Origin of the sequence: Natronococcus sp. CG52, from assembly GCF_023913515.1 — an archaeon.
GTDB lineage: Archaea > Halobacteriota > Halobacteria > Halobacteriales > Natrialbaceae > Natronococcus > Natronococcus zhouii.
Map to the genome: position 1 here is coordinate 1,261,761 of NZ_CP099391.1, position 25,027 is coordinate 1,286,787.

Sequence of the window (25,027 nt, forward strand, 5' to 3'; positions counted from 1 at the left end):
AACGGTATCATATGTGCGGAGTCATCCCGGTCGGCAGCTGTGACGGAATCGGCAGACCACAGGCTAAAGCCGTCCCCCGTCGTTTCTCCGTTCGAATGCGTCTGATCGCTCATCGCGGCTTCGCCGCGACGGCTCCGGAGAACACGATCGCTGCCGTTCAGTCCGCGGCAGCCCAGGCCGACGCCGTCGAGTTCGACGTGAGACGTTGCGGATCGGGCGAACTCGTCGTGATCCACGACGAGACGATCGATCGGGTCACCGGGAGCGTCGGCACGGTCGCCGACACCGCACTCGAGGAGCTGCGGACGCTCTCGGTGTTCGAGTCGGACGAGCGAATCCCGACGCTCGAGGAGATGCTCGAGGCGCTCCCGCCACACGTCGAGGTCAACCTCGAGATGAAAGAGCTCGGTATCGCCGGGGACATCCTCGAGGCCGTCACGGCCGTCGAGAATCGGGTCGTCGTCACCTCCTTCCTGCTCCCCGAACTGCGATCGATCCGGGAACACGACCGTGACCAGCCGACGGGACTGCTCGTCAGCCGGCGACTCGAGTCTCCGGTCACCACCGCCGTCGAACTCGATTGCGACGTCATCGGTGCGAACTACTGGCGCTGTCTGACGACGCGTCTCGTCCCCCGGGCGAAGGCGGTGGGACTCGAGATACACGCCTGGGCGATCGAGCGATGGACGACCGCGCGAGTGCTCGGACTCCGCGGCGTCGACTGTATCTCCGCGGATCGTCCGATTCAGCTCGTCGGCCGCTGAAACGACGCCACGGCGCTACCTGCCGGCTACGAAAGCTGATCACAGGCCCACGCCGCCCGATCGCGTACAGTCGGCTCCGGATCTCCGGTCGCGAGCCGCGAAAGTTGCTCGCGGGCTTCGGTGACGTTCCCGTAGCCGAGCGCGACGCAGGCGTTCGCGCGGACGGACGGGGACTCGTCCCCGAGCAGTTCGAGCAGTTGCGTCCGCGCAGGATCGACGACGTTCGGTCGTCCGGCGGCGACGCGGCCGATCGTGACCGCCGCGTTGGCCCGCGTCTTCGCGTCGTCGCTCTCGAGGGCCGGGGCGATCACGGGGCAGGCCTCCTCGACCGCGGACGGCGTCTGATGAGCGACGTCGGCCAGACAGCCGATCGCGTTCCGCCGCAGCGAGTCGTCGTCGTGATCGGCGAGTTCGATCGCGTGCTCGACGAACGAGAGCGACGAAAGCGAGAGCTCCGAGCGAGCGACGCGACCCAGCACGGTGAGCGTCGGGACACCGTTCGCCTCGGGGTTCGCCGCCAGCGCGTCCGAAAGCAACGGTACTGCCGGCTCGAGCGCGTCCGGATCCGTCCGCGAAACGCGCATCAGCGTCCGGAGTCCCCAGCGGTCGTACCCCCGACGAACCGACAGCACGGCGACGATCGTCGGGACGTGACCCGCGACGGCCTCCGGCTGGTCGGCGGCGACGGCGGCGAGACAGCGAAGCAGGTGTCGCGTCGCCGGTGCTCGTTCGTGGTCGGCGGCGAACCAGATGAGTTCGTCGACCGACGGAGCGACGTCGGCCGGCGCCTCTCGCGCCAGTTCGGCGAGACAGTACGCGACGTCTTCCCGGGCCTCGAATTCCGGTCGGGTCAGCAACCCCCGGAGCTTCGGAACCGTCGGCACGTACGCGCCCGGTCGGTCGTCGATCCCCTTACGGATCGTTCGTACGGCGGCCTGTCTGGTTTCCGGTTCCTGAGCGTCGAGCCGTGCGAGTACCGACGGCAGATCCGCCGTGCCGGATCGACGACTCTGCTCGACGGCCTCGCCCCCATCCCCGTCCATCTCGTGTGAGCCATGCGTGAAAGTCAGTAAAAGTGTTCCGACCGTTTTTTCCATCCCGGTTCGCACAATCGGCGGCTCAGGCGAGCCATTCGTCCGGCTTCGTGTCGTAGTCGACGTCGTCGGCCGAGAGGTGTTCGACCTCCTCCCAGGGGACGTCCTCGATCGTCACCTCGGTCCCGTCGTACCGGAGCAGTTTCCCGCGCTCTTCGGGTTCGGGTTCGCGGTTGCGACGCTTTGCGACCTCGACGTCGTGTTCGTCGACCTCCTTGACGATCGTCAGCAGGTTCACGGGACGACCCCAGAGTTCGAAGATCCGCTTCAGCGTCTCCCGGGCCTGCCCGAGGTCGAGCATCACGCCGTTGTACTGGTGGCCGAGCAGCAGTTCGTTCGCGTTGTTGTAGTTCCCGTCGTAGACGGCGATCGTCGGCTTCCCGAAGTTCGTGAACTGCAACAGCAGCTTCTTTTTGACGTCCTCGGCGGCGTCGCTGGCGACGTGGAACTGCCCCGTCGCTTGCGAGTGCTCGTAGGTGAAGTAGTTGTTCTCCGTGATGAACTCCTGGGTGAGAAACTCGTCCAAGAACGTGACGTCGTTGTGGCTCTCGCGGACGTCGAAGAGCCGATCCCAGCCCGCGGCGAAGTCGACGTCTTCGAGCGCCTCCCCGACCGACGCGTACCGGGCGTCGTCGAAGAGGTAGCGGCCGATCCGCTCGAGTTCGTTCTGGTTGACCCGGCTCAAGAACCCGCGGTTCTGACGCTCGACCAGCGAGTAATGTCGGCGGGCCAGCCCCTCGTAGGTGAGCAGCTTCCAGGGGTACTTTTCGACGCTAATTTCGCCCACCCGAGCGCGCTCGAGCGCTTCGTCGTCGATCCACTCGTCGGGAAGCTCTGCGAGATCGTCGAGGCTCTCGGCATCGATGCTGGCGAGCGCTTCCGGCGGCTCCAGGATCTCGAGGACCTCGTCGAAGTCGACGACCTCCGTCAGGTTGCGCCAGGAGATCCCCTCGACGCGCAGCAGGCGCTCGAGCACCTCGCGGCGGTTGGTCGTGTTCTCGACGTACTCCCACAGCTCCATCCCGAGACTGTAGGGGTTGAGACCGCCGGAGGCGAGCACCTTCGCCATGTGATCCGCGTAGTTTACGAACTCGTCGTCGCCGGCGAACACCTCGTCGGTCATCATCGTCGACTCCCAGTAGGCGGCCCACCCTTCGTTCATCACCTTGGTCATCTTCTGGGCGGCGAAGTAGTACGCCTCCGCCCGCATCATATCGAGGACGTCCCGCTGCCAGGGCTCCATCTCGACGGCGCGCCCGGCATCCTCGTCGTACCGTTTGCCGTGCTCGCGGACGAACGCCAGCACGTCCTTCTGGGGCGTTTCGGGGAAGTTCGAGGGGCCATCTTCGCCCTCGAGCTTTTCGATCCACTCCTCGTCGAACACCTCCCCTTTGATCTCGTCGGAGAGCCCCAGTTCGTCGAGTTTCGCGGCCAGGTCCTCGTCGATCTCCTCGACGGGGCCGTCGATGTCGAGTCGACGGGTAAACACCTGGTGCTGGTCGATGTTGTCCTCGAGCGAGAGACCGTGATCGATCCACTTCTCGACCTCGGCGCGGTCGATCTCGGGATCGGACATGTACTCGTCGATCGAGCGAGCGTGACGCTCGAGCATGGCCGCGGCGTTGACCTGCCCCTCGTCGGACTGGCCCCGAGTGAAGAGGCCGAACCACTCGTTGTTCGCGAAGAAGTCGGAGTGGGCCTCGACGTGCGTGATGACCGCCTTCTGGTCGGCCAGCGTGTTCGACTCCTGGAGGAACGCGTGAGCCGGGTTGTCGTTGTTGACGATCTCGAAGGCCTTGCCGCCGCCGTACTGGCCTTGTTTCTGCTGGCGGTCGTACTGCATCCCCCACCGCCAGTGGGGGTACCGCGACTGGAACCCGCCGTAGGCGATGAGTTCGTTCATCTCGTCGTAGTCGATGATCCAGTAGTTGACCGGGTACGGCTCGAGGCCGAGCTTCGTGGCGAGGTTGCGCGCCTCCAGAACCGGTTCCTCGAGGTCGGTCGCGATCGCCTGTTTGCGGAATCTGTCGGCGTTTGAGTTGGACTTACTCATCGGTCTCACTCTCCGTGCTGAGAATCTCGTAGATCGCGTCGGTCACGTCGTCCTTGCCGTTGACGTAGGCCACGGCCACGTCGGCGGCGTCGGTGCCGAAGTGGCGCTCGAGTTCCTCGGCGTGGGTGGCGTTGATCGCGTTGCCGCTCGGCTGGGTCTCCACGTAGGCGTGAAGGTTCGCCGGGATCTCCTCCATCAGCGGAATCACCCGTTCGCCGGTGTCGTTGCTCGAGTTCTCGGAGTCGCCCGCCGCGAAGACGTAGCGGTTCCAGTCGGTCCAGGGGTACTCCTCTAACAGCTCGGCGGCGAGTTCGTACGCGCTCGAAATCTTCGTTCCGCCGCCGGATCGGATGCCGAAGAACTCCTCGCGATCGACCTCCCAGGCGTCGGCGTCGTGAGCGATGTAGACGAACTCGGCGTTGTCGTACTTCCCGGTGAGATACCAGTCGAGCGGCGTGAAGGTGCGCTCGACGAGTTCGCGTTTCTTCTCGCGCATCGATCCGGAGACGTCGCGGATGTTGACGACCACGACGTTTTTCTCCTTCTCCTCGATGATCTTCGGGTAGCGGTAGCGCTCGTCCTCGCGGCGGAAGGGGACGTGTTTGATCCCCTCGCGCTGGATCTTCTGCTGAACGCTCTCGCGCTCGACGTTCTGCTCGACCTCCTCGATCGAGGCCCACGTGTTCCGTTCCTGGGACGGGATATCGTCGTAGGCGTCCTGGATCCAGGCCATCGACACGGGTAGGTTCTCGCCGCGGGCCCACTCGAAGACGTCGCGGGGGCCGAAGCCCTCGATCTTGCACACCTCGCGGAGGTACTCCTCGTCGAAGTCCATCGCGAGTTTGCGCTTTAACCCCTCCTTGAACATCCGCTCGAAGTCGAGCGTGCTGTCGGGTCCGGTTCGGGTGAGGTCGGTGAAGGGACCCTCCTTCTCCTCGACGACCTTCTTGCCCTTCGGATCGAGGTCGAGCCCGAGTTCCTCGTCGAGTTCCTGCGCGAACTCCTCGGGGTCCATCTCGTAGTACTCGTGGTCGCCACCCTCCTCGCCGGGTTCGTCGCCGTCGCCGTCGTCGTCACCCGGCTGGGGCTGTGGCTGGCCGACCGGCTGGCCGACGTCGGGGGTACCGCCGTCACCCTGTCCGACGCCGCCCTGGTCGCGCTGATCGTACTCGAACTCCGGCAGCGAGACGATCTTGACCGGAATCTGGATCTGGTCGGATCGACTGCCGCCGAGGTCGCCGTACTTGATGAAATCGGCGAGGTCCTCGCGGCGGTCCTCGCCGACTTCTCGGAATCGTTCGAGGTCGTCTCTCAGTCCCATCTGTAGCACACCTGTCCCATAACGTGTCTGCTGGTCAGTTCGGCCGACGCCTCGGAGTAGTCGAAGCGCTCGACCATCGTCTCGATCGTCTGTGCTTTGACCGTCTCGGTCTCCGTCCCGCCCGGCGGGTCGTCCCACTGGCGCGGGTCGAAGTCTTCGAAGGTCCGCTCGACGTCGTCCCAGTCGTGGCTCTCGAGGACGGACCTGATCACCGGGATCGCCGCCAGGTCGACGTCCTCGACCGAGAAGTCTTCGTCGCGGTGCTCCCACGCGTGGCGGTTCAGCGACGTGATCACCTTCTCGCGGCGGAAGTTCCGCACGCTCTCGCGGGGCGTGTTGCCCTCGTACTCGGCCTCGGAGAACCGGCCCAGATGCTCGATCTCGAACAGCTTCATCTTCAGCGGATCCGGCTCGACGCGCTCGCCGCGGTCGTTGTACAGCGGCTCCTCGGTCTCCCAGGCGTAGACGTGTTCGACGTACTCGGCGACGGTCTCCTCGTCGACTCGTTTCTCGTGCATGATCGCCTCGATGACGTCGCTTTCCTGCTGATCGAAGACGTAGTTCTTCACCGGAACGACCCGGTTCTCGAACTCCGAACGCTCGCCCGTCGAGAACACCGGCGCCTCGGATAACCCCTCGGCCATCGTGTTCAGCACGTCGCGAGGCATCACGACGTCCTCGACCGGGAGCTCCGAGTGGTGGCGATCCCGGTCGGTCTGGAGCAGTTCCGCCAGGGTATCCCGCGTGTAGGTGACGGGAATCCCGTGATCGCCGTCCTGTCCGTCGTCGTTGAAGTCGAACTCCTCCTTGTCGCGGCGCGTGTCCCCCTCCTGGAGGTAGCCCTGATCGAAGATCAGCGCCTTGTCGACGAGGTCCAGCCCGTTCGGGAGGTCCTCCTCGTCCAGTCGGGTGACGACCGCGTACAGCGCCGCCGCTTCGAGCGCGTGCGGGGCGAACTCCCGAGGCCGCGTCTCGCCGTCGCGGTCCTTGACTTTCACCGTCACCGGTTCGCGGATACGGTCGGCGAGGTCGCCGTAGCGGTCGTCCTCCCAGACCTCCGTCTCGTTGGTCAGTTCCCGGCGGATGAGCTCGGTCTCGAGGCTCAGGTTCGTCAGGTAGCCGAACTCGTGTCTGTCGAGCCGCCGTTTGAGCGCCTTCAGCGGATCCATCCCGTTGCGATCGGAGTGCTGGTTGAGTTGCGCCTCGAGATCGGGATTCGAGATGATCAGCATCTGCGTGTCGACGTCCATCCCGATCCCCTGATCGAGTTTCACCGACTGTTCGTCGGGAACGTTCAGCAGCTTCTGCAGCAGGTCGGCGTGCTGGGCCGCGTCCTCGACGACCGTGAGGACGCCGTTACCCTGCGACAGCACGCCGTCGTAGCTGAACGCCTGCGGGTTCTTCCGCCCGCGCGAATCCAGTTCCTGGAGCATTCCGTGCATCCACGAGCCGACGAGTCGCTCCTTGGGACGGCCGTCGTCCTCGCTGTGGAGGACGCCGACGCCCTGGCCGATGCCGACGACGTAGTTTTTCACGCGGAGGTGCTGGTCGTCGGCGATCGCCGAGAACAGGGCTTCCTCCCCTTTGCGGCGGTAGTGCTCCTCGAGGTAGTTGTACGCCTCCCGAGAGAACGGATCCAGCGCGGCGTCGACCCGAACGGGGACGTGATCCTCGAGGTGGCCGTTTAGCTCCCCGAGGAGGTCCTCGCGGATCTCGTCGGGGAAGACGGAGAGCGGATGCGCCTGGACCGGACTCTCGTACCAGTTCGTGTCGTCTACGGCGGTCGAGTCGGTGCCGTAGCTCAGGCCGCGCTCCTCGACGTCAGCGGTGGTGACGTTCCACTCGACGGTGTATCGGCGCCCCTCGGGCGTCTTCGAGTACTCGCGCAGCCCGTTGACCAGACAGCGCTTGAGTTCGGACTTGCCGGTCGCCGTCGGGCCCTCGAACCAGATGATCTTCTCGTCCTTCGCTCGGCCCGCCGCGATCGACCGGAGATCGTCGACGAACTGGTTCAGCACCTCGGTGTTGCCGAGAATCGCGTGTTCGCCGTCGTTGTGCGGATCGTCGAAAAATCGGTAGCGCTCCTTCTCCTCGCCCTCCTCGACCACGGTACGGGTGCCGGCGGCCTCGATCGCCTCGAGCAGGTACTTCGAGGCGTGGGAGGCGATCGTCGGGTTCTCGAAGACGCGGTCGACGTAGGTAGCGAGGGTCATCGGCTCTTCGTAGGTCTCCTCCAGGGTGCGGTCGGCCTCGCTGACGTAGTCGCGTCCGGTCATGTTAGTCTTCCATCTCGGCTTTGGCGACCTCGGCGCCGGCGAACTCGAGCACTTCCTTGGCCCCTTCCTCGGAGTAGCCCTGTTCCATTAGCGCGTCGATCCACGCCGAGCGCTCGTCGTCGTCGAACTCGTTGGCCGACACCAGCGCCGAGAAGTTGATGTTGTGCTTCTTGTCCTCCCAGAGCTTGCGCTCCAGGGCGCGGCGCAGGCGCTCGTTGTCCTGCGGGTTGAACGCCTCCCCCTCGCGGGCGCGCCGGGAGACCCAGTTGCTGACCTCCTGGCGGAAGTCCTCCTTGCGATCCTCGGGCACCGCGAGCTTCTCCTCGACCGAGCGCAGGAACGTCTCGTCGGGCTCCTGTTCGCGGCCCGTGAGCTCGTCCTCGATCGTGTCGTCGTCGATGTAGGCCATCACGTGGTCCATGTACTTCTCGCCCTGGCGCTGGATCTCGTCGATGTCGTAGGCGAGGGCGTGACGGACGTCCTCGATGGCGCGCTCGCGGTACTCCTCGCGGACCGTCTCGAGGTAGCGGTAGTACGTCTCGAAGTTCTCCTCGGGAACCGAGCCGTGGTGCTCTAAGTTCTCCTCGAAGAAGTTAAACACCGTCAGCGGCGAGAGGAACCCTCGAGAGCGGTGTTTGGAGTCCATGATCGCCTCGGCGATCTCGTCGCCGATAAAGCGGGGTGAGATTCCGACCATCCCCTCGCCGATCTCGGCTTTCGCCTCGGCCTCCTCGCGGAGCTTTTTGATGTCGATGTCGTCGCCCTCGTCGATCTCGCCGTTGTACGCCTTGGCCTTCGAGAGCAGGTCGACCGTCTCGGTGTCGGGTTCTTCCACTCTCGTCAGGACGCCGAACAGTCCCGCCATCTCGAGCGTGTGCGGCTCGACGTTGATGTCGGGGACGTCGGCGTTGTTCAGCATCTTGTCGTAGATGAGCGCCTCGTCCTCGTAGGAGAGGACGTACGGGAAGTCGATCCGCTTGGTGCGGTCGTTGAACGCCTCCATCTTCTCGTCGCCCTTCTTGTCCTTGTACTCGGGCATGTTCGTCCGCCCGACGATCACCTGGTCGATGTCGATCCGGGGATTGTTCTTCGGCTTGATCGTCTGCTCCTGGGTCGCGTGGAGGAAGTCGTAGAGGAATTCGCGCTGGAGTTTCAGCAGCTCCTCGCCGGAGAAGACGCCGCGGTTGGCGTTACAGAACGCCCCCGAGTAGTCGAACGCGCGCGGATCGCTCTCGCCGTAGATGGCGATCTTCGAGTAGTTGACGTCGCCCGTTAGCTCGGTCTCGTCCTGGTTCTTCTTGTCCTTGGGTTCGAACGTCTCGAGACACTGGCGCTTGTTCTCGTCGGCGATCAGTCGGATGACCTCCACGTGGTTCTCGAGCACCTGCTGGAGGTCGTCCTCGTAGTAGGCGAGCAGCCTGTCCATGTAGAACTCGCTTTCGGGGTCCAGGGCCTGCTCGTTCTGGACCGTGTACGGCGCATCGAGTTGCTCGTTCAGGTCGTCGATCACCCGCTGGCGCTGCTCGAGGGGCAGCAAGACGAGCGGATCCTGGTTCATCGGCGACCGGACGACGTCGTCGGACGGGTCCTGGTCCTGGATGACGTCACAGAGGTTGGTCCACCGGAACGTGTACATCCGCCCCTCCTCGCGGAGCGTGTAGTCCTCGAAGTACTTGCGGACCTGTTTGTCGAAGTGTGACTTCCCGGAGCCGACCGGCCCGAGCAGGAGCTTGATCCGCCGTTCCGGACCGAGTCTACGAGCGCCCGATTTCACCTTGTTGACGAACTCGTGGATCGACTGGTGGATCACCTTCCCGTAGAAGGTGTTCTCGCCGTCGCCGAGCGGGTCCTTAGAGGCGAGTTCGTACTCCACCACCCCTTCGGTTTCGTCGTAGGTGGTACCGTAGTAGTCGAACATGTCCGCAACCCGTTGGTGGGCGTTGCGGGTAATCTTCGGGTCCTCGTAGCACTCTTCCAAGTACCAGTCGAAGGACTTGGTCTCCCGCAGGTCTGCGGGCATCGATTCCTTGTAATCCGTACTGAGCTTCTCGAGCGTCTCGATGTCACCGTTCATGGTATCATTGCCAGTTGCGGTTTCCCCCGTCGTCGGGTAGTATCGGAGTTGACGTCGTTCGACCAGCCGCGGCATCGCGTTGCCGGACCGTCGGGATCCGCCGTCCCGTCGAAGCCCGACACAGACCCCACGCGCTCGGTGCTCCCGGCGAGACGGCTCGCAGAGAGCGCGAACCTGTGCGGGCGGCGTCGATGTGCCATGCCATATGTGATCTTTCACCACTCGACGTCGCGCGAGAACCGGGTTACCGGTCTCGGACGGCGGTGCGCCGGGGACGGGCGCGGAGTGGATCGGTCCGACGAACGGATACCGATAGTATTTAATGAGTGAGTAATCCAGCTACTTAAGGTTAGCCCCAAAAGGTATTTATCAGAACTTTATTTCAGGCAACCCGTGTAGAACGTATCGATCGTAACTGATACCACGTACCACGGAGGAGGGTCAATGAAATAAATTCTCGGCCTGCAAACCCCGCGTTCACCGACGCGCGTTCGTTCATCGAATCTCATATATCCTCGAGAGAGCGGTTCTTTTCGGACTCCTGTCCCGGTCCGATCCAGCGCACGCCGGTGGACCGTCACTCCGTCCGCGGGTCGACGACGCTGATTTACGGGCGCCGTCCCTACCGCCGGCCATGACCGAACTCGAGTCGCTCCCCGACGGCTGGGAGGTCTGGTCGGCCGGCGAAGACGGCCGCCTGGTGCTCGCCTACCGACCGGACGTGTTCAACGGGGAGGCGTTTCCCGCGGCCTGCCTGCCGACGCTGTACCTGACACACGGCAAGCGGACCCGGCGGCCGGGAACGAATCCGACCGACCGCACCCTCGAGAACGACTGGTTCGTAACGCTCTACCTCGAGCCCGACGTGTCGCTGAACGACACGCACCGGTTCGAGACGCGCGCGGAGGGGGTCGACTGTACGCTAAAGCTCGCCCGGCAGTTCGACGACGGCGAGATCGACTACCGCGACCTGTACCAGGTGCCCCGAGAGCGGTACTTCGAGCGGCTCGACGAACTCACCGGCTCCGTCGTACAGGACTCGTAACTCCGGAGCGCCGTCCGGACGACGGGACGTGAGGCTTAACCAGCCCTGGCGACTATCGGTTCGTATGTCGACTGTCACCCTCGTCGGATCCCGCCTGGCGGAGTCGGGAACCGAGTTCGTCTACCACGGCGAGGCCGACGGCTGCGCCGGCTGTCCGTACCGAAGCCAGTGTCTCAACCTCTCGGCCGACACCAAGTACCGCGTTACGTCCGTCCGCGAGAACGCCCAGACGCTCGAGTGTGCGATGCACGACGAGGGGGTTCGCGCCGTCGAGGTCGAACCCGTCTCCGTCGCGGCGAACATCCCCTCGAAGGGCGCGTTCGCCGGCAGCAAGACGAGCCTGTCCGGTCCCTGTCCGTACATCGAGTGCCCGAGCCACGAGTACTGCGAACCCGACGGCGTCGCGTTCGACGAGGAGTACCGCATCCGGGATATCGTCGGCGATCCGCCACACGAGGTCTGTCACCTCGACCGCTCGCTGGAACTGGTCGAACTCGAGACCGAGGACTGACGGTCGCCGAAAATCCGGGACCGAATTCGGATCGCAGCGTAGGGTCGCCGATCAGCGGATCGAACGTCTCATCTCTCCAACCGGTGCTCGGATCCGGCGATCCCGACCAGTACCGTCCCGAGCACTCCGATGATTCCCGCTCCGACGAACGCGGGTGTGTACGTGCCGACGAGGTCGTAGACGAGACCGGCGAGCCAGGGCGCGGTCAGCCCGGAAACGGCGAACGAAAGCGACACGAGCCCGAAGATCGCGTTCGGGTTCGCGGCACCGAACAGATCGACCGTGAGCGGCGAGAGAAGCGCTCCGTTGCCGCCGTAGGCGATGCCGAAGACGACGGCGAAGCCGTACAGCGCCGCCGCCGAACCCACGAGCGGGAGAACCAGCGTCGAGGTACACATCACGGCGGAGCAGACGACGAACGTTCGAACGCGACCGGTCCGATCGGCCAGACTGCCGATGCAGATCCGGGCGGCGGCGGTCGTGATGCCGATCGTCGCGAGCGCGAGCGCGCCCGTTCGCTCGTCGAGACCGATTTCGCCGGCGTACGGGACGATGTGGACGAGCACAACGTACAGCGACGCGTAGATGAGCACCCAGCCCGCGAACACGAGCAGGAAGGATCGCGACGTCGCGACTGCGATCACCTCCCGTCGATAGGTCGTCCACTCCGCGGGCTCGCGGTCCGGAACGCCGCCGGGAAACTCCTCTCCGGGATCGACCTCGCTCGAGGCCGGATCGTCGGCGAACAGCGGCGTCACGGCCGCGACGGCGACCGCCGCTCCGGAGACGAGCGCGAGGAGGGCGAGCCGCCACCCGAGGGCTGCGACGAGGACGCTCGCGGCCGGTGCCAGCACGACCATTCCGACGCCGAGTCCGGCGGTCGTGACGCCGGTCGCGAGACCGCGACGGCGCTGGAACCACCGGGGGACCGTCGCGTAGGAGACGACGTAGATCGCGCCGAGTCCGATCGCGACGACGACCCCGTAGGAGAGCAGCAACGCCCCGTAGGAGTCGGTGCGACTCGTCCAGACCCCGCCGATCGCGAGCGCGGCCCCGCCGACGAGCAGCAGTCGACGAACGCCGAACCGATCCGCGAGGACCCCCAGCCCCGCCGCCGAGAGGTAGATCACGACGGTCTGGACGGAGAACACGAACGAGATGCCGGACCGAGAGACGCCCAGGTCTCGCTGCATCGGCTCGAGAAAGACCCCGAAAGCGTAGGAGAGGCCGAAGACGATGAGCGCGCCGACGAAGCCCCCAGCGACGACGTACCACCCGCGGTAGACGATTCCGTCGCCCGTCCTGTCCGCAGTGTTACCGCGGGAGCGGACAGGGTTATCGTCGCGATCCATCCCGTATCACTGGTCCGTGAATTCACATAGTCTTTAGTATGTGGTCAGTTCACATGGACATATGTCGACCGAATCACCGGCGGCACGTGGCAACGTTATCGAACGAGCGGGGGAACGCATCGCGGACGCGGTCGAGCGGTGGATGCCGAGCCCGTTCCTGTTCGCGATCATCCTCTCGTACGTCGTGTTCGTGGTAGGAATGGTCGTTCAGGGGGAAGGGCCGACGGACATGGTGTTTCACTGGTACGACGGCTTCTGGGCCTTCCTGACGTTCGCGATGCAGATGGTCCTGATCATCATGACGGGATTCGTCATCGCGTATCACCCCTACGTCAACAGCGCGCTCCAGCGGCTGGCGACGATGCCACGGACCAACAAGCAGGCGGTCGTCCTGGTTGGCGTCGTCTCGATGGCGCTGGCTTGGGTTCACTGGGGGTTTAGCCTCGTCGTCGGCGCGATCTTCGCCCGGGAGATGGGGAAAGCCGCCTATCGTGAGGGGATTGAGGTCCACTATCCGCTCCTCTGCGTCGCCGGCTACATGGGACTCGGACTCACCTGGCACTGGGGACTATCCGGGTCGGCACCGCTCTTGCTCGCGACGCCGGGCAACGAGTTCATCGAACTCGGCATCGTCGACGATCCCGTCGGTACGTCGGCGACGATCTTCAGTTCGTACGCGCTCGCGCTGACCGCCCTGTCGATCGTCTTCGCGGCGATCGTGCTCTACCTGCTGACGCCCTCGCCGGAGCGGTCGAAGGGCATCACCGAGTACATCGCCGAAGAAGAGCTGTTCGAGGCTACGCCGGACGGCGGGCGCGACGAAGAGGTGACGGACGAACCCGCGCCGGAGCCGAACGCGGACCGGCGTGACGAGACGCTGCCGGCGGAGCGGATCGACAACAGCCGACTCCTCGGCGGATTCATCGCTCTGACCGGCGTCGCCGTGGTCGGCTGGCAGTTCTGGACGCTCGGACTCGACGCGCTCGACCTGAACGTGCTGAACTTCGCGTTCCTGTTCGTCGGCCTCGCGATCTACACCCGTCCGGCCGTCTACCGCGAGCGGTTCGGAGAAGCCGCGGAAGCCGCCGCGGGAATTATTCTCCTGTTTCCCTTCTTCGCGGGGATCCAGGGGATGATGGCCGGCTCCGGGCTCGCGGAGACGATGGCCGAAGGAATGCTCGCGATCTCGACGCCGGAGACGTTCCCCGTGATCGCCTGGCTCACCGCGGCCGTGGTCAACCTCTTCGTTCCCTCCGGAGGCGGCGAGTGGATCGTCCTCGGGCCGTCGGTACTCGGGGCCGCGCAGGATCTGGGAATTCCGATCGGACACGCGACGATGGCCTACGCCGTCGGCGACGCCCACACGAATCTGCTGAATCCGTTCTGGGCGCTCCCGCTGCTCGCGATCACGCAGATCAGGGCGCGAGAGATGTTCGGGTACGCGATCGCCATGCTACTCGCGCTCGTTCCCTTCCTGGCGGTGGTGCTGTACTTCCTGCCGTACTGATCCGCGAATACTGATCCGCGAATATCCTTTCCACCGTCCGGAACGAAGCGAGCGACGGCACTGCAGCACCTCGTCCCGTCGGCGTCGGTATCGTCGTCGAGCGAATAGCCGAAAATTATCGGTGCCGCGGCGCCGTTACCGTTTCTCGAGCGCCTCCTCGTCGAGCCAGCTGGTCGCCCAGCACGCGACCTCGTCGAACACCGGCTCGAGCGATTCGCCTTTCTCCGTGAGGCTGTAGTAGGTGGCGATCGGTGCGTCCTCCTCGAGACGACGCTCGACGAACCCCGTCTCGCCGAGGTCGTCGAGCACGCGCGAGAGCGTCCGCGCGTTGGCGCCGGTCGCCCGTTTGAGTTCGTTGAACCGGTGTTCGCCGTCGAGCAGCGCGTGGAGGACGGCGAGTCGCCACTGTGAGCCGATCTGTTCGAGCGATTCGACGACGGGACAGGCGTCGTCGTGGTCCTGGTGCTGACTCGAGGATTCGGGGGGTGCCATCGTGGAAATCTACCCGCCGCTACGACTCGATGCAGTATACCAGTTCGGATTAGAACCAGCTATCACACAGTTACCGAAGACGCTGCGGTGGCTCAGCGAGCGCCCGCTTCCTCCTCGAGGACCGTTTCGATCCGCTCGAGCGCTCGCAGACAGACGGGCGCGTATCCGGACGCGCGCAACGGGAGTTCGAAGACGAGTCGGCACCGGTCGTCGCCGAGGTCGTCCACGCGGTGGCCGGTTACGGGCAGTCGGGCGACCTGCCACGTCCAGCGGTGATCCGCACAGGAGGTGATTTCGAACGGCAACCAGACGCCGGGGAGACTCACTCGCCCGGTCGTTCCCGTTCGAACCCGACGATCCGTCGCTTCGACGCCGGTGATGAGCGGCGACCACTCCGGCCACCGCTGCGTGTCGACGAGCAGATCCCAGGCTTCCTCCGACGGGGCGGCGAAGACGTGCGAGGCCTCCAGTCGGCGGCCGTCCGGGGTCGACGCGACCTGGAGCCGAGTCATAGCCCCTAGTAGGCGGACGATCGTTAAGGGCGTTCGTCCGCGCGTACCGTACCGGAACCCTTCAGCCATCGGTGGCGTTCCTCGCGGCCCTGAATCGCCGCCTGCTCACCCCGGCAGTTCCGTTCGAACACTGACAGTTATGTGGGCGGCGTCGAACTATTCTACCAGTGACAGCAGATCCGACTCGGCGCACCGTCCTCGCCGGCGCACTCGCCGCCGGCGTCGGCGGGCTGACGCTCACGTCCGCCCGGGAGTTGCTCGAGCAGTTCGCGCCCCTCTCGGGAACCGCCTGGGACGCCGCCGACAGGACGTTGCCCGAAGCCGTCGAGAGCCCGTACGGCGCCGCGACCGTGCGATACGACGACTACGGCGTGCCACACGTCGACTCGGAGTCCGAACCCGCGGCGTACTTCGCCGTCGGCTACGTGCAGGCGTTCGACCGCCTCGCGCAACTCGACCTGCAGCGGCGGGTCATGCGGGGCCAACTCTCGGAACTCGTCGGCGATGCGACGCTCGAGGACGACGAGTTCCACGTCGCGATGGACTTCGCGGGCGCGGCCGAGGCGACCTGGGAGCACGTCGCCGAGACGCCCGCCGGACCGCTCGTCGAGGCCTACGCGGACGGCGTCAACGCGGTCGTCGACCGCGGCGCACTGCCGCTCGAGTTCGAACTGCTCGGCTACGAGCCGGAGCCGTGGACGCCCGCCGACTCGATGCTGATGGAGAAGCAGATCTCGTGGACGCTGACGGGGAACTTCGGCGAGCTCCGCCGCGCGCTGATCGCCGACCGACTCGGCGAGGACGTCCTCGAGGAGCTCTACCCGGAACGGATGGACCACGACGTTCCGATCCTGCGGGAGTCGGTGGATGGGGAGACGCTCGAGCGACCGTCCATGACCGAGAGCGAGCCGGTCGATCCGGCCCTGACGAACTGGCTCTCTCGGTTCGAGTCGCCGACGGGCGTCGGCTCGAACAGCTGGGTCGTCTCGGGCGACCACACCACCAGCGGGCAGCCGATCGTCGCCTACGATCCGCACCTCTCGCTGATGGCGCCGCCGCTGTGGTACGAACAACACGTCGAGACGCCCGAAACATCGGTCCGCGGCGCGACCTTCCCCGGCGTCCCGTTCGTCATCACGGGCGCGAACGAACACGGGACCTGGTCGTTCACGAACGTCGGCGCGGACGTGCTGGATTGCTACCGGTACGAGATCGACGAGGACGGCGAACGATACCGCTACCGTGGCGAGTGGCGCGAGTTCGAGACCGAGGAGCGCGAGATCGCCGTCGCCGACGGCGAAAACCGGACGCTCACCCTCAGGAAGACCGTCCACGGACCGGTGATCGAGCGCGAGGAGCGGACGGTCGGGGTCGCCTGGACCGGCCACACGGCCACGCGAACGACGGAAGCGATCTACGAGTACGAGCGAAGCGAGGGGATCGACGACCTGCTCGAGGCGACCCGGCGGTTCGACCTGCCGACGCAGAACCTCGTCTACGCCGACGCCGACGGCCGGACGCTGTACTACGCGACGGGCAAACTCCCGGTTCGGGAGATCGACGGCGAGGCGGTCTCGGGGAATCGGATCTTCGACGGCTCCGCGGCCGAGGGTGAGTGGGAGGGGTTCACCCCCTTCGGCGACTCCACCTGGGACGGGTTCGTCCCCTTCGAGGAGAAGCCCCACGAGATCGATCCGGGCGTCCTCGCGACGGCCAACCAGCGCGTCGTCGACGATCCCGAACACTACATCGGCGTGGCCTTCGCGACTCCCTACCGCGGCGCGCGCATCTACGACCGCCTCGACGAGCGCGTCGAGTCGAGCGAGCCGACGGATCCCGACCTTCACCGCACCCTTCAGAACGACATTTACGACGCCCGGGCCGAACACCTCGTCCCCGAGTTGCTCGAGTCGCTGGAGGCGCACGACGATCGCTCGGACGAACTCGCGGATGCCGGCGAGACGCTCGCCGCGTGGGAGTACGAGATGGAGGCGGATTCCCGCGGCGCGCTGATCTTCGCCCGCTGGATAGACCACTTCCGACGACTGGTCCTCGAGCCCGAGTTCGACGACGCCGGCCTCGACGAGTCGTACTATCCCAACGACTGGGTGATCGCGACGCTGCCCGAGGAGAGCGCGTTCTTCGAAGTGCGGTCGCGAGCCGAGACGATGGTCGAGGGGCTCGAGGGTGCCCTCGACGAAATCGACGAGGAAGGGTGGGGCACCTACGGCGACTGGAACTCGACGCGCGTGATCGAGCACCCGTTCGGCCCGGAAGCGCCCTTCCTCAACTACCCCGAGAGAGCGGCGGACGGCTCGCGGGCGACGGTGAAGAACTACCGCGTCGAGACGGCGGTTGGCGCGAGCTGGCGCATGGTCGTCGAACCCGGCGGCGACGCCACGGCAATCTTGCCCGGCGGCAACTCCGGGGACTACTTCTCCGAGCACTACGCCGACCAGTTCGAGCGCTGGCTCGCGAACGACCAGAAACCGATGGACCGGGTGCTCGAGGGGGAGCCCGACGTCACCTTCGAGGAGGGGTCGTCGTGACCGCAAACGATCGTTTTGCGGATGGTCGACGGGTCCTCGAGCGCGTGCGAACGGAGCCGCGGGTGCACGGAATCGCCGTCTTCGCGGTGGTCGGTGTCGGACTCGCGCTCGCGTGGCTCCACTGGTTCGGCCTCGTCGTCGGCGGTGCGCTCGTCGGGCTCGTCTCGCCGAGCGTGTGGCGCGGTGTCGCCGGCGCACTCGGCTTCGGCGTGCTCGTCCTGGCGGCGTTCGCGATCGGACTCGGCGACGCCGCGTGGCGCGTCCTCGAGATGTCCCCGATCGTCTACGTCACCGTCGCGAGCGCACTCGGCTTGCCGGCGTTCGGGGCACTGGTCCGGGGGATGGTTTGAGAATCGAGAGCGAGAATCGTCTGCGCGTATTCGCCCGCTACGGACGTCCGAGGAGACGTCGTTCGTCACCGACGACTGACGGCGAACGAGAACTCTCGTCGGTTGCCGGCCCACGTACTGTTTTTTCGGTCCGGTTCGTACGCGCCGGTATGGAGTACACGACTCTCGGAGACACGGGGATGGAAGTCAGCCGACTCTGTCTCGGCTGCATGAGCTTCGGCTCGAGCGACTGGCGCGAGTGGGTTCTCGATGACGAGGAGAGCGAAGAGATCCTCGACCGCGCGATCGATCTCGGGATCAACTTCTTCGATACGGCGAACATGTACTCGCGAGGCGAGTCCGAACGCATCCTCGGCGAGGCGCTCGAGGGCCGCCGCGAGGAGTCGGTCGTCGCCACGAAGGGCTACTTCCGGATGCGCGAGGACGACCCGAACTCGGGCGGCCTCTCCCGGAAGGCGATCGAACAGGAGCTCGCGGCCAGCCGCGAGCGACTCGGGATGGACACGATCGACCTCTACCAGATCCACCGCTGGGACGACGATACCCCGATCGAGACGACGATGCGAGCGTTAGACGACGCCGTCCGCCGCGGCCACGTGCGCTACGTCGGCGCCTCCTCGATGTGGGCCCACCAGCTCGCCGAGTCGCTGCACGCGAGCGATCGGCTGGGTCTCGAGCGGTTCGCCACGATGCAGAACCACTACAATCTCGTCTACCGCGAGGAGGAACGCGAGATGCTCCCGCTCTGTGACAGAGAGAACACTGGCGTGATGCCGTGGTCCCCACTGGCTCGAGGGTATCTCACGCGCCCGCACGAAGAAATCGATACGACGACGCGCGGCGAGACGGAAGAGCACATGTACGAGCATCCCTACCGCGAGGGCGGCGGTCGGGAAATCAACGAGCGCGTCGCCGAAGTGGCCGCCGAGAAGGGTGCGACGATGGCTCAGATCGCCCTCGCCTGGCTGCTCCACAAGGACCGGGTCGACGCCCCGATCGTCGGGACCACGAGCGTCGAACACCTGGAGCAGGCCGTCGAGGCGCTCGAGATCTCGCTCTCGTCGTCGGATATCGCGTACCTCGAGGAGCCGTACGAGCCGGTTCCGGTGTCGGGTCACAGCTGAGTGGCGGCACCCGCTCCACCGGGCGAACGGCACCGATTGGGGGACCGAAATCAGCTCATGAACAGCCGCCGACCGGCCCGCTCGTGGCGCATGCCCATGATCTCGGCCAGCGGCGCGAACGAGGTCATCGCCGTCACGTCGGCGTCGGCGTACCGCTCACAGACCTCGGTGACGACCGACTGCACCGACTCGAGAACGGCCTGAATCTCGGTGTGGCCGAGCCGACCGAGCCGTTGCGCCGCGCCGAGCAGCCCTGTCACGATACGAGTACGCGTGCGCGAGGCAGGCCTCGAGTCTCGGAACTCGGCACCGACCGCCTCGACTCGCGCGATGCGGTGACGGAGTACCTCGCGGTCTGATCCGGACGTCCACCGCTTCCGGAAGTAGTTCCGGCGCTGGCAGTCCGACGCGAGCGCGTCGACCGACGACGTCTAGGAGAACCGCGCGGCGATGTCTGCCTCAGTGATGATACCGACGGTCTCGCCCGCCTCGGTGATCATCACGGCCTTGTAGTGTTCGAGCAGATTGCTGATCTCGTCCAGCGTCGCGTCCTTCGACACCGTCGGAAAACTCTCGCTCATGTGTTCCTCGATGGGTTCGTCGCGCGCCTCGGAGTCGAGGTGGACGAGATCGCTCTGACTGATCGAGCCGACGGGGATGCCGTTCTGGATGACCGCGAGCTGCGAGTAGGCTTCGGCCTCCATCTTTCGGGCGGCCTCGCTGACGGGGTCGTCCGGCGCGACGTTCACGACCGCTTCGTTCATGAGGTCTTCCGCGCGGACGACGTCGCTTTCGGCTTTCTCGAGTGCGTTGACGATCCGCCGCAGCGTCGAGAGGCGCGGATCGACGTCACCGCCCTCGATTCGGGCGATCAGCGGCTGCGAGACCTCGGCCTTGTCCGCGAGTTCGCTCTGGGTCAGCCCCAGTTCGGTGCGGCGCTGGCGGAGGTCCGCTGGCGTCGGGAGTTCCATACGAACCAATAACTACGGGTTATAGAAAGGTGTTTGGGTGCCGTCGAATCCGGCGACAGCGGCTACTCGTCTTCCTCGGTTTCGATGATCTCGACGACGGAGAGCGGGACGTCGCGCAGCGCGCCGCCGACCTCGCTCTTCGCGATGCGAGAGGCGTGTTCCTCGCCGTCGGCGTTGAACACGTCCATCTCGAGCGCCAGTCCGACCAGTGCGGTGTCGGCCGCGACGAACGCGGAGTCGAAGGGCTCACCGCAGGCGGGACAGCCCGTTGCGCCGACCTCGACCTCGACGTAGTCCATGCCTTCGCTGTTGAGTCGTTTTCCGGCCTCGCTGACGGCGACGCCGATCGCATCGTCGATCTCCTCGACGTCACGTACCAACCATGCTGCTTCCATCGCGACGAGATAATTTCCCATATCGGGTGGTCGGTCCGGGGGGTTTCCTGCTTTGCGGTTCCGGTCGCCGTTCGTAACGATCGACCGGTACGTAGCGCGCACGGGAATTCGATAATGCGCATAAGTTACGAGAATTGAGCGAGTCGATTCGGACCAAGATAGCCGGATGTCGACTCGAATCCGCTCTGAGTTGGTGAATCAACAACTGAGTTTGAACCGCAAGCAGGCGTCGACCTCTATCTGAGTGTACAATAATTATGTATTTCGAATTTCAGTAAGACATATATATGGGCTCGGGCTGTCCTTCGAGTGAACGCCGATGAAATCCCGCGTGCACCGCGCGACGCTATTCGCACTGTACCAGCTCTGCATTGTGGTCGGCATCATCGCGATGCCTGTCGCAATGGCCACCCGCCGAGTCGGGTTTACCCTCCCCCTCCACCGACTGATCGAGAACGTCGGCGAAGCGTACGAAGCCGCACAACACGAATGAGCTGACGATACTTCTCTCCGTCCCGAACCGTCGAGCCACCGGCATCGACGAGAGCCGCGAAGACGGCCGGGAGTGGACGCAACCTCGCCCGCGAGCGGCGCCGTCCGGCACCGGAGGACGAGTCGTGCCATCGGACGAAAGCGGAAACGACGGTTGTGACCGCCGATGTTTTATATGCTCCCGGTCGTAACGTTCGGTCAATGCGTACGCCTACTCACGAGTCGGAGTTCTCCCGGACGAGCAGCCAGCTGTCGGCTGATATGAACCCGTACGAGCCGGAAGTCGGCTCCTTGCCCCAGAACGACCTCTCGCGTGCCGACCTCGATAACGTCAACAAGACCGGCACGACGACGATCGGCATCACGACCGCCGACGGCGTCGTCATCGCGACCGACATGCGCGCCAGTCTCGGCGGCCGGTTCGTCTCGAACAAGAACGTCCAGAAGGTCGAACAGATCCACCCGACCGGTGCGCTGACGATGGTCGGCAGCGTCGGCGGCGCCCAGTCGTTCATCGCGAGCCTCCGCGCCGAGGTCAACCTCTACGAGTCTCGCCGCGGCGAGGCCATGAGCATCGACGCGCTCGCGACGCTCGCAGGTAACTTCGCCCGCGGCGGTCCGTTCTTCGCCATCCACCCGATCCTCGGCGGCGTCGACGAGGAAGGGAGCCACGTCTACAGCATCGACCCCGCCGGCGGCGTCATGGAGGACGACTACACCGTCACCGGCTCCGGGATGCAACTGGCCTACGGTCACTTGGAGCAGTCCTACGAAGAGGGCATGTCCAACGAGGAGGCGAAGACGGTCGCCGCTCGCGGCATCAAGTCCGCGGCAGAGCGTGACACCGGCTCCGGTAACGGCGTCTTCCTCTGTGAGATCACTGACGAGGGCGTGGACATCCGCGGCCACCACGACTTCGACGACGTCATCTAAGGCGGTCGTTCGTCCCAGCTTCTTCGCCGCTACCCGTTCGTCCGTGAGCATCGCGGCCGCCGCGCCCGCAGTCAGTGGGGAGCCGCCGCCGTCGTTCTCGAGTCGGGCTAACAGTTATACCGCACGTTGTTGGGTGATACCACATGGCGACAGAATACAACCTCGAGGACTACGAGACGGCTCGCGAATCGTTCAGCTGGGAGGAGATCTACGCGGACGCCGACTGGGACGCGCCGGAGTCGATAAACGTCGGACACGAGGTGTGTGATCGCCACGTCGCGGACGGCGATCGCATCGCGCTCCGCCAGGTCGGAGTCGACGGCGAGTCGCGGACGCTGACGTTCGAGGAACTGGCCGATCGATCGAACCGGTTCGCGAACGTACTGACCGATCTCGGCGTCGACCGGGGCGAGCGCGTCTTCTCCTACATGCCCCGAATTCCGGAACACTACGTCGCGCTGGTGGGGACGCTCAAACACGGCGCGGTCTTCGGCGGCATCAACGAGCGGTTCGGTCCCGACGGGATCTCCTACCGCCTCGCGGACTGCGACGCGTCGGTCGTCGTGACCACGAGCGAGAACCGCGAGACCGTCGCCGAGGCGCTTTCGGACGCGCCGTCGGTCGAACACGTCCTCGTCGTCGACCGCGGCGACGGCGTCGAGAGCGAGGAGGTCGACCTCGAGTCCGCGCTCGAGGACGCCTCGTCGACCTACGAGACGGTCCGAACGAGCGGCGAGGACGACGCGCTGCTGTACTACACGAGCGGGACGACCGGCCCCGCGAAGGGCGTCCTCCACAAGCACCGCTGGGTGACCGGCGTCGCGGCGACCCAGCGGTTCGCGGGCGATCTCCGAGAGGACGACCTCTACTGGTCGACGGGCGACCTCGGCTGGCTCACCGGCCCGATCAACACGCTCGGGGCGTGGTTCTGGGGAACGTCGCTGTTCACTTACGAGGGAGAGTTCGATCCGGAGACCTGGGCCGAGTTGCTCGACGAGTATCCGATCACGGTGCTGTTCAGCGTGCCGACGGCCTACCGGATGCTCCGAGAGAACGCGGAACTGCTCGAGGGATGCGATCTCGACCTCCGCCACGCCCTCTCGATCGGCGAACCGCTCTCCGCCGGGGTCGTCGAGTGGGGCGAGGAAACGCTCGGCGTGACGATCCACGACACCTACGGCCAGACCGAGACGGGAAACATGATCATCAACAACTATCCCTCGATGGAGCTCCGGCCCGGAAGCATGGGGAAGCCGCTTCCCGGGATCACCGCGGAGATCGTCGATCCGGAGAGCGGAGAGCCGCTCGAGCCGGGTGAGACCGGCGAGATCGCCCAGCGCGGCGACTACCCGTGCTTTTTCGCCGAGTACTGGGAGAAGCCCGAGAAGACCGAGAGCTGTTTCGTCAACGGCTGGTACCTCTCGGGCGACCTGGCCCACAGGGACGAGGACGGGTACTTCTGGTTCGAAGGGCGAGCCGACGACGTCATCATCTCCTCGGGTTACCGAATCGGTCCCTTCGAGGTCGAGAGCTCCCTCGGCGAGCACCCGGCCGTCGCCGAGGCGGCGGTCGTCCCGAAGCCGGATCGACAGCGCGGGACCATCGTCAAGGCCTACGTCGTCCCGAGCGAGACCGCCGACCCGTCCGCCGAACTGAAAGAGGACATCAAGAGCTACGTCCGCGAGGAACTATCGGCACACGAGTATCCCCGCGAGATCGAGTTCCGCTCCGAACTTCCGAAGACGGTCACCGGCAAGATCCGGCGCACCGAACTGCAGGACGACGCCGCGGAGGAAGTCGACGAGGCGGCGTGAATACCTGAAAAAGCGGTCGTCGCTTCCGTCCCCTCTTTCGGTGGGGTGCGGTTCACTCGACCTGCTGTGAGGCCTCGAGGTCCGCCGTTTCGGCTTGCTCGCGAGTTGCCGTCTCGGCTTCCTCGGTGTCGACCGTCTCGGCTCGGTGGCGCTCGGGCGTCTCGATCTGCTGTGCGCGGCCCGTCTCGCTCGAGCGATAGATCGCGTCGATCACGCGCTGGACGGTCAGCGCCTCCTCGATCGTGTTCGTTTCGGGTTCGATGCCCGCGGCGACGGTCTCGAGGAACGTCGCGTCCTGTTCCTTGTGGCCGGTCAGCGAGGAATCGCCGGTCATGTTGACGTCCGCGTAGTGGTCACAGCCGACGGTTCCCGCCTCGAGGATCTCCATGTCGGTGGAGCCGATGTCGAACTGCGCACCCGCGTCGGTTCCGCGCACGCGGAAGTCCATACTCGGTTCGCGGTTCGTCGCCCAGGCGGCCTCGAGCGAGATCGTTTTCCCGCCCTTACAGCGAATGAACGCGGTGACGGAGTCGTCGACGTCGTAGGCCTCGGCCTGCGCGTCCCAGGCGTCGCCGAAGCCGTCGGGATCGGCGTACTCGCCGTTCGTGCCGAAGGTCGTCCTGGCGACGCCGCTGACCTCGACGATCTCCGGAAAGTCCATCGCGTACAGCGCGAGATCGAGCGCGTGGACGCCGATATCGAGCAGCGAGCCGCCGCCGGCGAGATCCGGATCGGTGAACCAGGAGCCGGGACCCGGAACGCCGCGCCGGCGAACGTAGTTCGCTTCGACGTGAGTCAGGTCGCCGAACCGGCCGCGCTCGTCCTGCTCGTCGAACATCGCCATCGACGCGGCGTGGCGGTTGTGGAAGCCGACCATGCAGATCCCCTCCGCGTCAGCCGCCGCGTCGGCGATCCGTTCCGCGCTCTCGAGCGTGTGCGCGAGCGGTTTCTCGACGAGAACGTGACAGCCGGCCTCGAGGGCGTCGACGGTGATCGGCTCGTGGAACCGGTTCGGCGTCGTCACGATGACGGCGTCGACGTCGTCGTCGACGACGAGTCCCTCGTGGGTCTCGTAGGTCCTCGCCCCGAACTCGGTAGCGAACTGCTGTCGCTGCTTCTCGACGAGATCCGCTCCGGCGACGACGTCCGCGCCGAACTGTTCGACACTTCGCGCGTGGAGATGGCCCATTCCGCCCAGGCCGACGATACCCACGTCGATTCCATCACCGATCACGGAGAAACCCCCCATTTCTCACCCGTTGTCTCAGTTGTCGTGTGAAAAATACCGTATTTCGCTGTCGTTTGCGAGTGACCCCGAGCCATACTGGAACGCGGGGAGCAACCGGAATAAGTATTGTGTCCCGTAAATCGGTACGACAGCGCTGTCATATTAGATTT

At 65.4% G+C, this 25,027-nt stretch carries 21 protein-coding genes and 1 pseudogene; 10 read left to right on the forward strand and 12 right to left on the reverse strand.

Annotation, left to right across the window (positions count from 1 at the left end):
• Positions 1-95 precede the first annotated feature (95 nt).
• A complete protein-coding gene (locus tag NED97_RS06520) occupies positions 96-764 on the forward strand; it encodes a glycerophosphodiester phosphodiesterase (RefSeq protein ID WP_252489904.1) in 669 nt (222 codons plus the stop codon).
• Between the two features lie 26 nt (positions 765-790).
• Here NED97_RS06520 and NED97_RS06525 read toward each other — a convergent pair whose 3' ends face one another.
• From NED97_RS06525 to NED97_RS06545, 5 genes are all read right to left on the reverse strand, one after another.
• Complete coding sequence (locus NED97_RS06525) at positions 791-1,807, reverse strand: HEAT repeat domain-containing protein (protein WP_252489905.1); 1,017 nt, start codon at positions 1,805-1,807, stop codon at positions 791-793.
• Positions 1,808-1,883: 76 nt separating this feature from the next.
• Entirely contained in the window at positions 1,884-3,911 is a 2,028-nt protein-coding gene (locus NED97_RS06530; RefSeq protein ID WP_252489906.1) for a SpoVR family protein, read from the reverse strand.
• A complete protein-coding gene (locus NED97_RS06535) occupies positions 3,904-5,232 on the reverse strand; it encodes a YeaH/YhbH family protein (RefSeq protein WP_252489907.1) in 1,329 nt (442 codons plus the stop codon). The genes NED97_RS06530 and NED97_RS06535 overlap by 8 nt, the downstream gene beginning before the upstream one ends.
• Entirely contained in the window at positions 5,223-7,508 is a 2,286-nt protein-coding gene (locus NED97_RS06540) for a PrkA family serine protein kinase (RefSeq protein WP_252489908.1), read from the reverse strand. Before NED97_RS06540 ends, NED97_RS06535 begins: the two co-directional genes overlap by 10 nt.
• A gap of 1 nt (position 7,509) precedes the next feature.
• Complete coding sequence (locus NED97_RS06545; RefSeq protein WP_252489909.1) at positions 7,510-9,582, reverse strand: PrkA family serine protein kinase; 2,073 nt, start codon at positions 9,580-9,582, stop codon at positions 7,510-7,512.
• 634 nt (positions 9,583-10,216) lie between these two features.
• Between NED97_RS06545 and NED97_RS06550 the strand changes: the two genes are divergently transcribed.
• On the forward strand, positions 10,217-10,627 hold the full coding sequence (locus NED97_RS06550) for a DUF5820 family protein (protein ID WP_252489910.1): 411 nt from the start codon (positions 10,217-10,219) through the stop codon (positions 10,625-10,627).
• A 64-nt stretch (positions 10,628-10,691) separates the two neighbouring features.
• Positions 10,692-11,138 carry a UPF0179 family protein gene (locus NED97_RS06555; protein WP_252489911.1) on the forward strand — a complete coding sequence of 149 codons (447 nt, stop codon included), beginning with the start codon at positions 10,692-10,694 and terminating at the stop codon, positions 11,136-11,138.
• A gap of 68 nt (positions 11,139-11,206) precedes the next feature.
• Here the strand turns inward: NED97_RS06555 and NED97_RS06560 are convergent, their stop codons facing one another.
• On the reverse strand, positions 11,207-12,490 hold the full coding sequence (locus NED97_RS06560) for an MFS transporter (protein ID WP_252489912.1): 1,284 nt from the start codon (positions 12,488-12,490) through the stop codon (positions 11,207-11,209).
• 61 nt (positions 12,491-12,551) lie between these two features.
• Between NED97_RS06560 and NED97_RS06565 the strand changes: the two genes are divergently transcribed.
• Positions 12,552-13,997 (forward strand): short-chain fatty acid transporter, encoded by a 1,446-nt coding sequence (locus NED97_RS06565; RefSeq protein ID WP_252489913.1) that lies wholly within the window; start codon positions 12,552-12,554, stop codon positions 13,995-13,997.
• Positions 13,998-14,132: 135 nt separating this feature from the next.
• On the opposite strand, the gene NED97_RS06570 is transcribed toward NED97_RS06565, so the two are convergent.
• Both NED97_RS06570 and NED97_RS06575 read right to left on the reverse strand, forming a co-directional pair.
• Positions 14,133-14,489, reverse strand: a complete 357-nt coding sequence (locus tag NED97_RS06570) for a winged helix-turn-helix transcriptional regulator (RefSeq protein ID WP_252489914.1) — start codon at positions 14,487-14,489, stop codon at positions 14,133-14,135.
• A 92-nt stretch (positions 14,490-14,581) separates the two neighbouring features.
• Positions 14,582-15,001, reverse strand: a complete 420-nt coding sequence (locus NED97_RS06575) for an SRPBCC family protein (protein ID WP_252489915.1) — start codon at positions 14,999-15,001, stop codon at positions 14,582-14,584.
• A gap of 167 nt (positions 15,002-15,168) precedes the next feature.
• Between NED97_RS06575 and NED97_RS06580 the strand changes: the two genes are divergently transcribed.
• From NED97_RS06580 to NED97_RS06590, 3 genes are all read left to right on the forward strand, one after another.
• The gene (locus NED97_RS06580; RefSeq protein ID WP_252489916.1) at positions 15,169-17,550 is read left to right on the forward strand and encodes a penicillin acylase family protein; all 2,382 of its coding nucleotides are present in this window, start codon (positions 15,169-15,171) and stop codon (positions 17,548-17,550) included.
• A complete protein-coding gene (locus NED97_RS06585; RefSeq protein WP_252489917.1) occupies positions 17,547-17,900 on the forward strand; it encodes a hypothetical protein in 354 nt (117 codons plus the stop codon). Before NED97_RS06580 ends, NED97_RS06585 begins: the two co-directional genes overlap by 4 nt.
• Before the next feature lie 149 nt (positions 17,901-18,049).
• Positions 18,050-19,024: an aldo/keto reductase gene (locus NED97_RS06590; RefSeq protein WP_252489918.1), complete on the forward strand. Its 975-nt coding sequence runs from the start codon at positions 18,050-18,052 to the stop codon at positions 19,022-19,024.
• Positions 19,025-19,074: 50 nt separating this feature from the next.
• Here the strand turns inward: NED97_RS06590 and NED97_RS06595 are convergent.
• The 3 genes and pseudogenes from NED97_RS06595 to NED97_RS06605 all read right to left on the reverse strand — a co-directional run.
• Positions 19,075-19,321: pseudogene (locus NED97_RS06595) on the reverse strand (urease accessory protein UreF); the annotation flags it as partial.
• Between the two features lie 134 nt (positions 19,322-19,455).
• Complete coding sequence (locus NED97_RS06600; protein ID WP_252489919.1) at positions 19,456-19,995, reverse strand: CBS domain-containing protein; 540 nt, start codon at positions 19,993-19,995, stop codon at positions 19,456-19,458.
• A gap of 62 nt (positions 19,996-20,057) precedes the next feature.
• Positions 20,058-20,411, reverse strand: coding sequence for a DUF555 domain-containing protein (locus tag NED97_RS06605; protein WP_252489920.1), 354 nt, complete (start codon positions 20,409-20,411; stop codon positions 20,058-20,060).
• 298 nt (positions 20,412-20,709) lie between these two features.
• On the opposite strand from NED97_RS06605, the gene NED97_RS06610 reads away from it, so the two are divergent.
• From NED97_RS06610 to NED97_RS06620, 3 genes are all read left to right on the forward strand, one after another.
• Entirely contained in the window at positions 20,710-20,883 is a 174-nt protein-coding gene (locus tag NED97_RS06610) for a hypothetical protein (protein ID WP_252489921.1), read from the forward strand.
• 200 nt (positions 20,884-21,083) lie between these two features.
• Complete coding sequence (gene psmB, locus NED97_RS06615; RefSeq protein ID WP_252489922.1) at positions 21,084-21,815, forward strand: archaeal proteasome endopeptidase complex subunit beta; 732 nt, start codon at positions 21,084-21,086, stop codon at positions 21,813-21,815.
• A gap of 143 nt (positions 21,816-21,958) precedes the next feature.
• Positions 21,959-23,629 (forward strand): acyl-CoA synthetase, encoded by a 1,671-nt coding sequence (locus NED97_RS06620; RefSeq protein WP_252489923.1) that lies wholly within the window; start codon positions 21,959-21,961, stop codon positions 23,627-23,629.
• A gap of 52 nt (positions 23,630-23,681) precedes the next feature.
• Here NED97_RS06620 and NED97_RS06625 read toward each other — a convergent pair whose 3' ends face one another.
• A complete protein-coding gene (locus NED97_RS06625) occupies positions 23,682-24,863 on the reverse strand; it encodes a Gfo/Idh/MocA family protein (RefSeq protein WP_252489924.1) in 1,182 nt (393 codons plus the stop codon).
• Positions 24,864-25,027: the final 164 nt, after the last annotated feature.

Bases quoted from the DNA above. Each gene is read 5' to 3' on its own strand.
- NED97_RS06525 (WP_252489905.1), bottom strand. From the start codon at position 1,807: ATGGACGGGGATGGGGGCGAGGCCGTCGAGCAGAGTCGTCGATCCGGC.
- NED97_RS06520 (WP_252489904.1), top strand. From the start codon at position 96: ATGCGTCTGATCGCTCATCGCGGCTTCGCCGCGACGGCTCCGGAGAAC.
- NED97_RS06600 (WP_252489919.1), bottom strand. From the start codon at position 19,995: ATGGAACTCCCGACGCCAGCGGACCTCCGCCAGCGCCGCACCGAACTG.
- NED97_RS06605 (WP_252489920.1), bottom strand. From the start codon at position 20,411: ATGGGAAATTATCTCGTCGCGATGGAAGCAGCATGGTTGGTACGTGAC.
- NED97_RS06545 (WP_252489909.1), bottom strand. From the start codon at position 9,582: ATGAACGGTGACATCGAGACGCTCGAGAAGCTCAGTACGGATTACAAG.
- NED97_RS06570 (WP_252489914.1), bottom strand. From the start codon at position 14,489: ATGGCACCCCCCGAATCCTCGAGTCAGCACCAGGACCACGACGACGCC.
- psmB (WP_252489922.1), top strand. From the start codon at position 21,084: ATGCGTACGCCTACTCACGAGTCGGAGTTCTCCCGGACGAGCAGCCAG.
- NED97_RS06555 (WP_252489911.1), top strand. From the start codon at position 10,692: ATGTCGACTGTCACCCTCGTCGGATCCCGCCTGGCGGAGTCGGGAACC.
- NED97_RS06565 (WP_252489913.1), top strand. From the start codon at position 12,552: ATGTCGACCGAATCACCGGCGGCACGTGGCAACGTTATCGAACGAGCG.
- NED97_RS06550 (WP_252489910.1), top strand. From the start codon at position 10,217: ATGACCGAACTCGAGTCGCTCCCCGACGGCTGGGAGGTCTGGTCGGCC.
- NED97_RS06620 (WP_252489923.1), top strand. From the start codon at position 21,959: ATGGCGACAGAATACAACCTCGAGGACTACGAGACGGCTCGCGAATCG.
- NED97_RS06590 (WP_252489918.1), top strand. From the start codon at position 18,050: ATGGAGTACACGACTCTCGGAGACACGGGGATGGAAGTCAGCCGACTC.
- NED97_RS06540 (WP_252489908.1), bottom strand. From the start codon at position 7,508: ATGACCGGACGCGACTACGTCAGCGAGGCCGACCGCACCCTGGAGGAG.
- NED97_RS06575 (WP_252489915.1), bottom strand. From the start codon at position 15,001: ATGACTCGGCTCCAGGTCGCGTCGACCCCGGACGGCCGCCGACTGGAG.
- NED97_RS06530 (WP_252489906.1), bottom strand. From the start codon at position 3,911: ATGAGTAAGTCCAACTCAAACGCCGACAGATTCCGCAAACAGGCGATC.
- NED97_RS06535 (WP_252489907.1), bottom strand. From the start codon at position 5,232: ATGGGACTGAGAGACGACCTCGAACGATTCCGAGAAGTCGGCGAGGAC.
- NED97_RS06610 (WP_252489921.1), top strand. From the start codon at position 20,710: ATGAAATCCCGCGTGCACCGCGCGACGCTATTCGCACTGTACCAGCTC.
- NED97_RS06560 (WP_252489912.1), bottom strand. From the start codon at position 12,490: ATGGATCGCGACGATAACCCTGTCCGCTCCCGCGGTAACACTGCGGAC.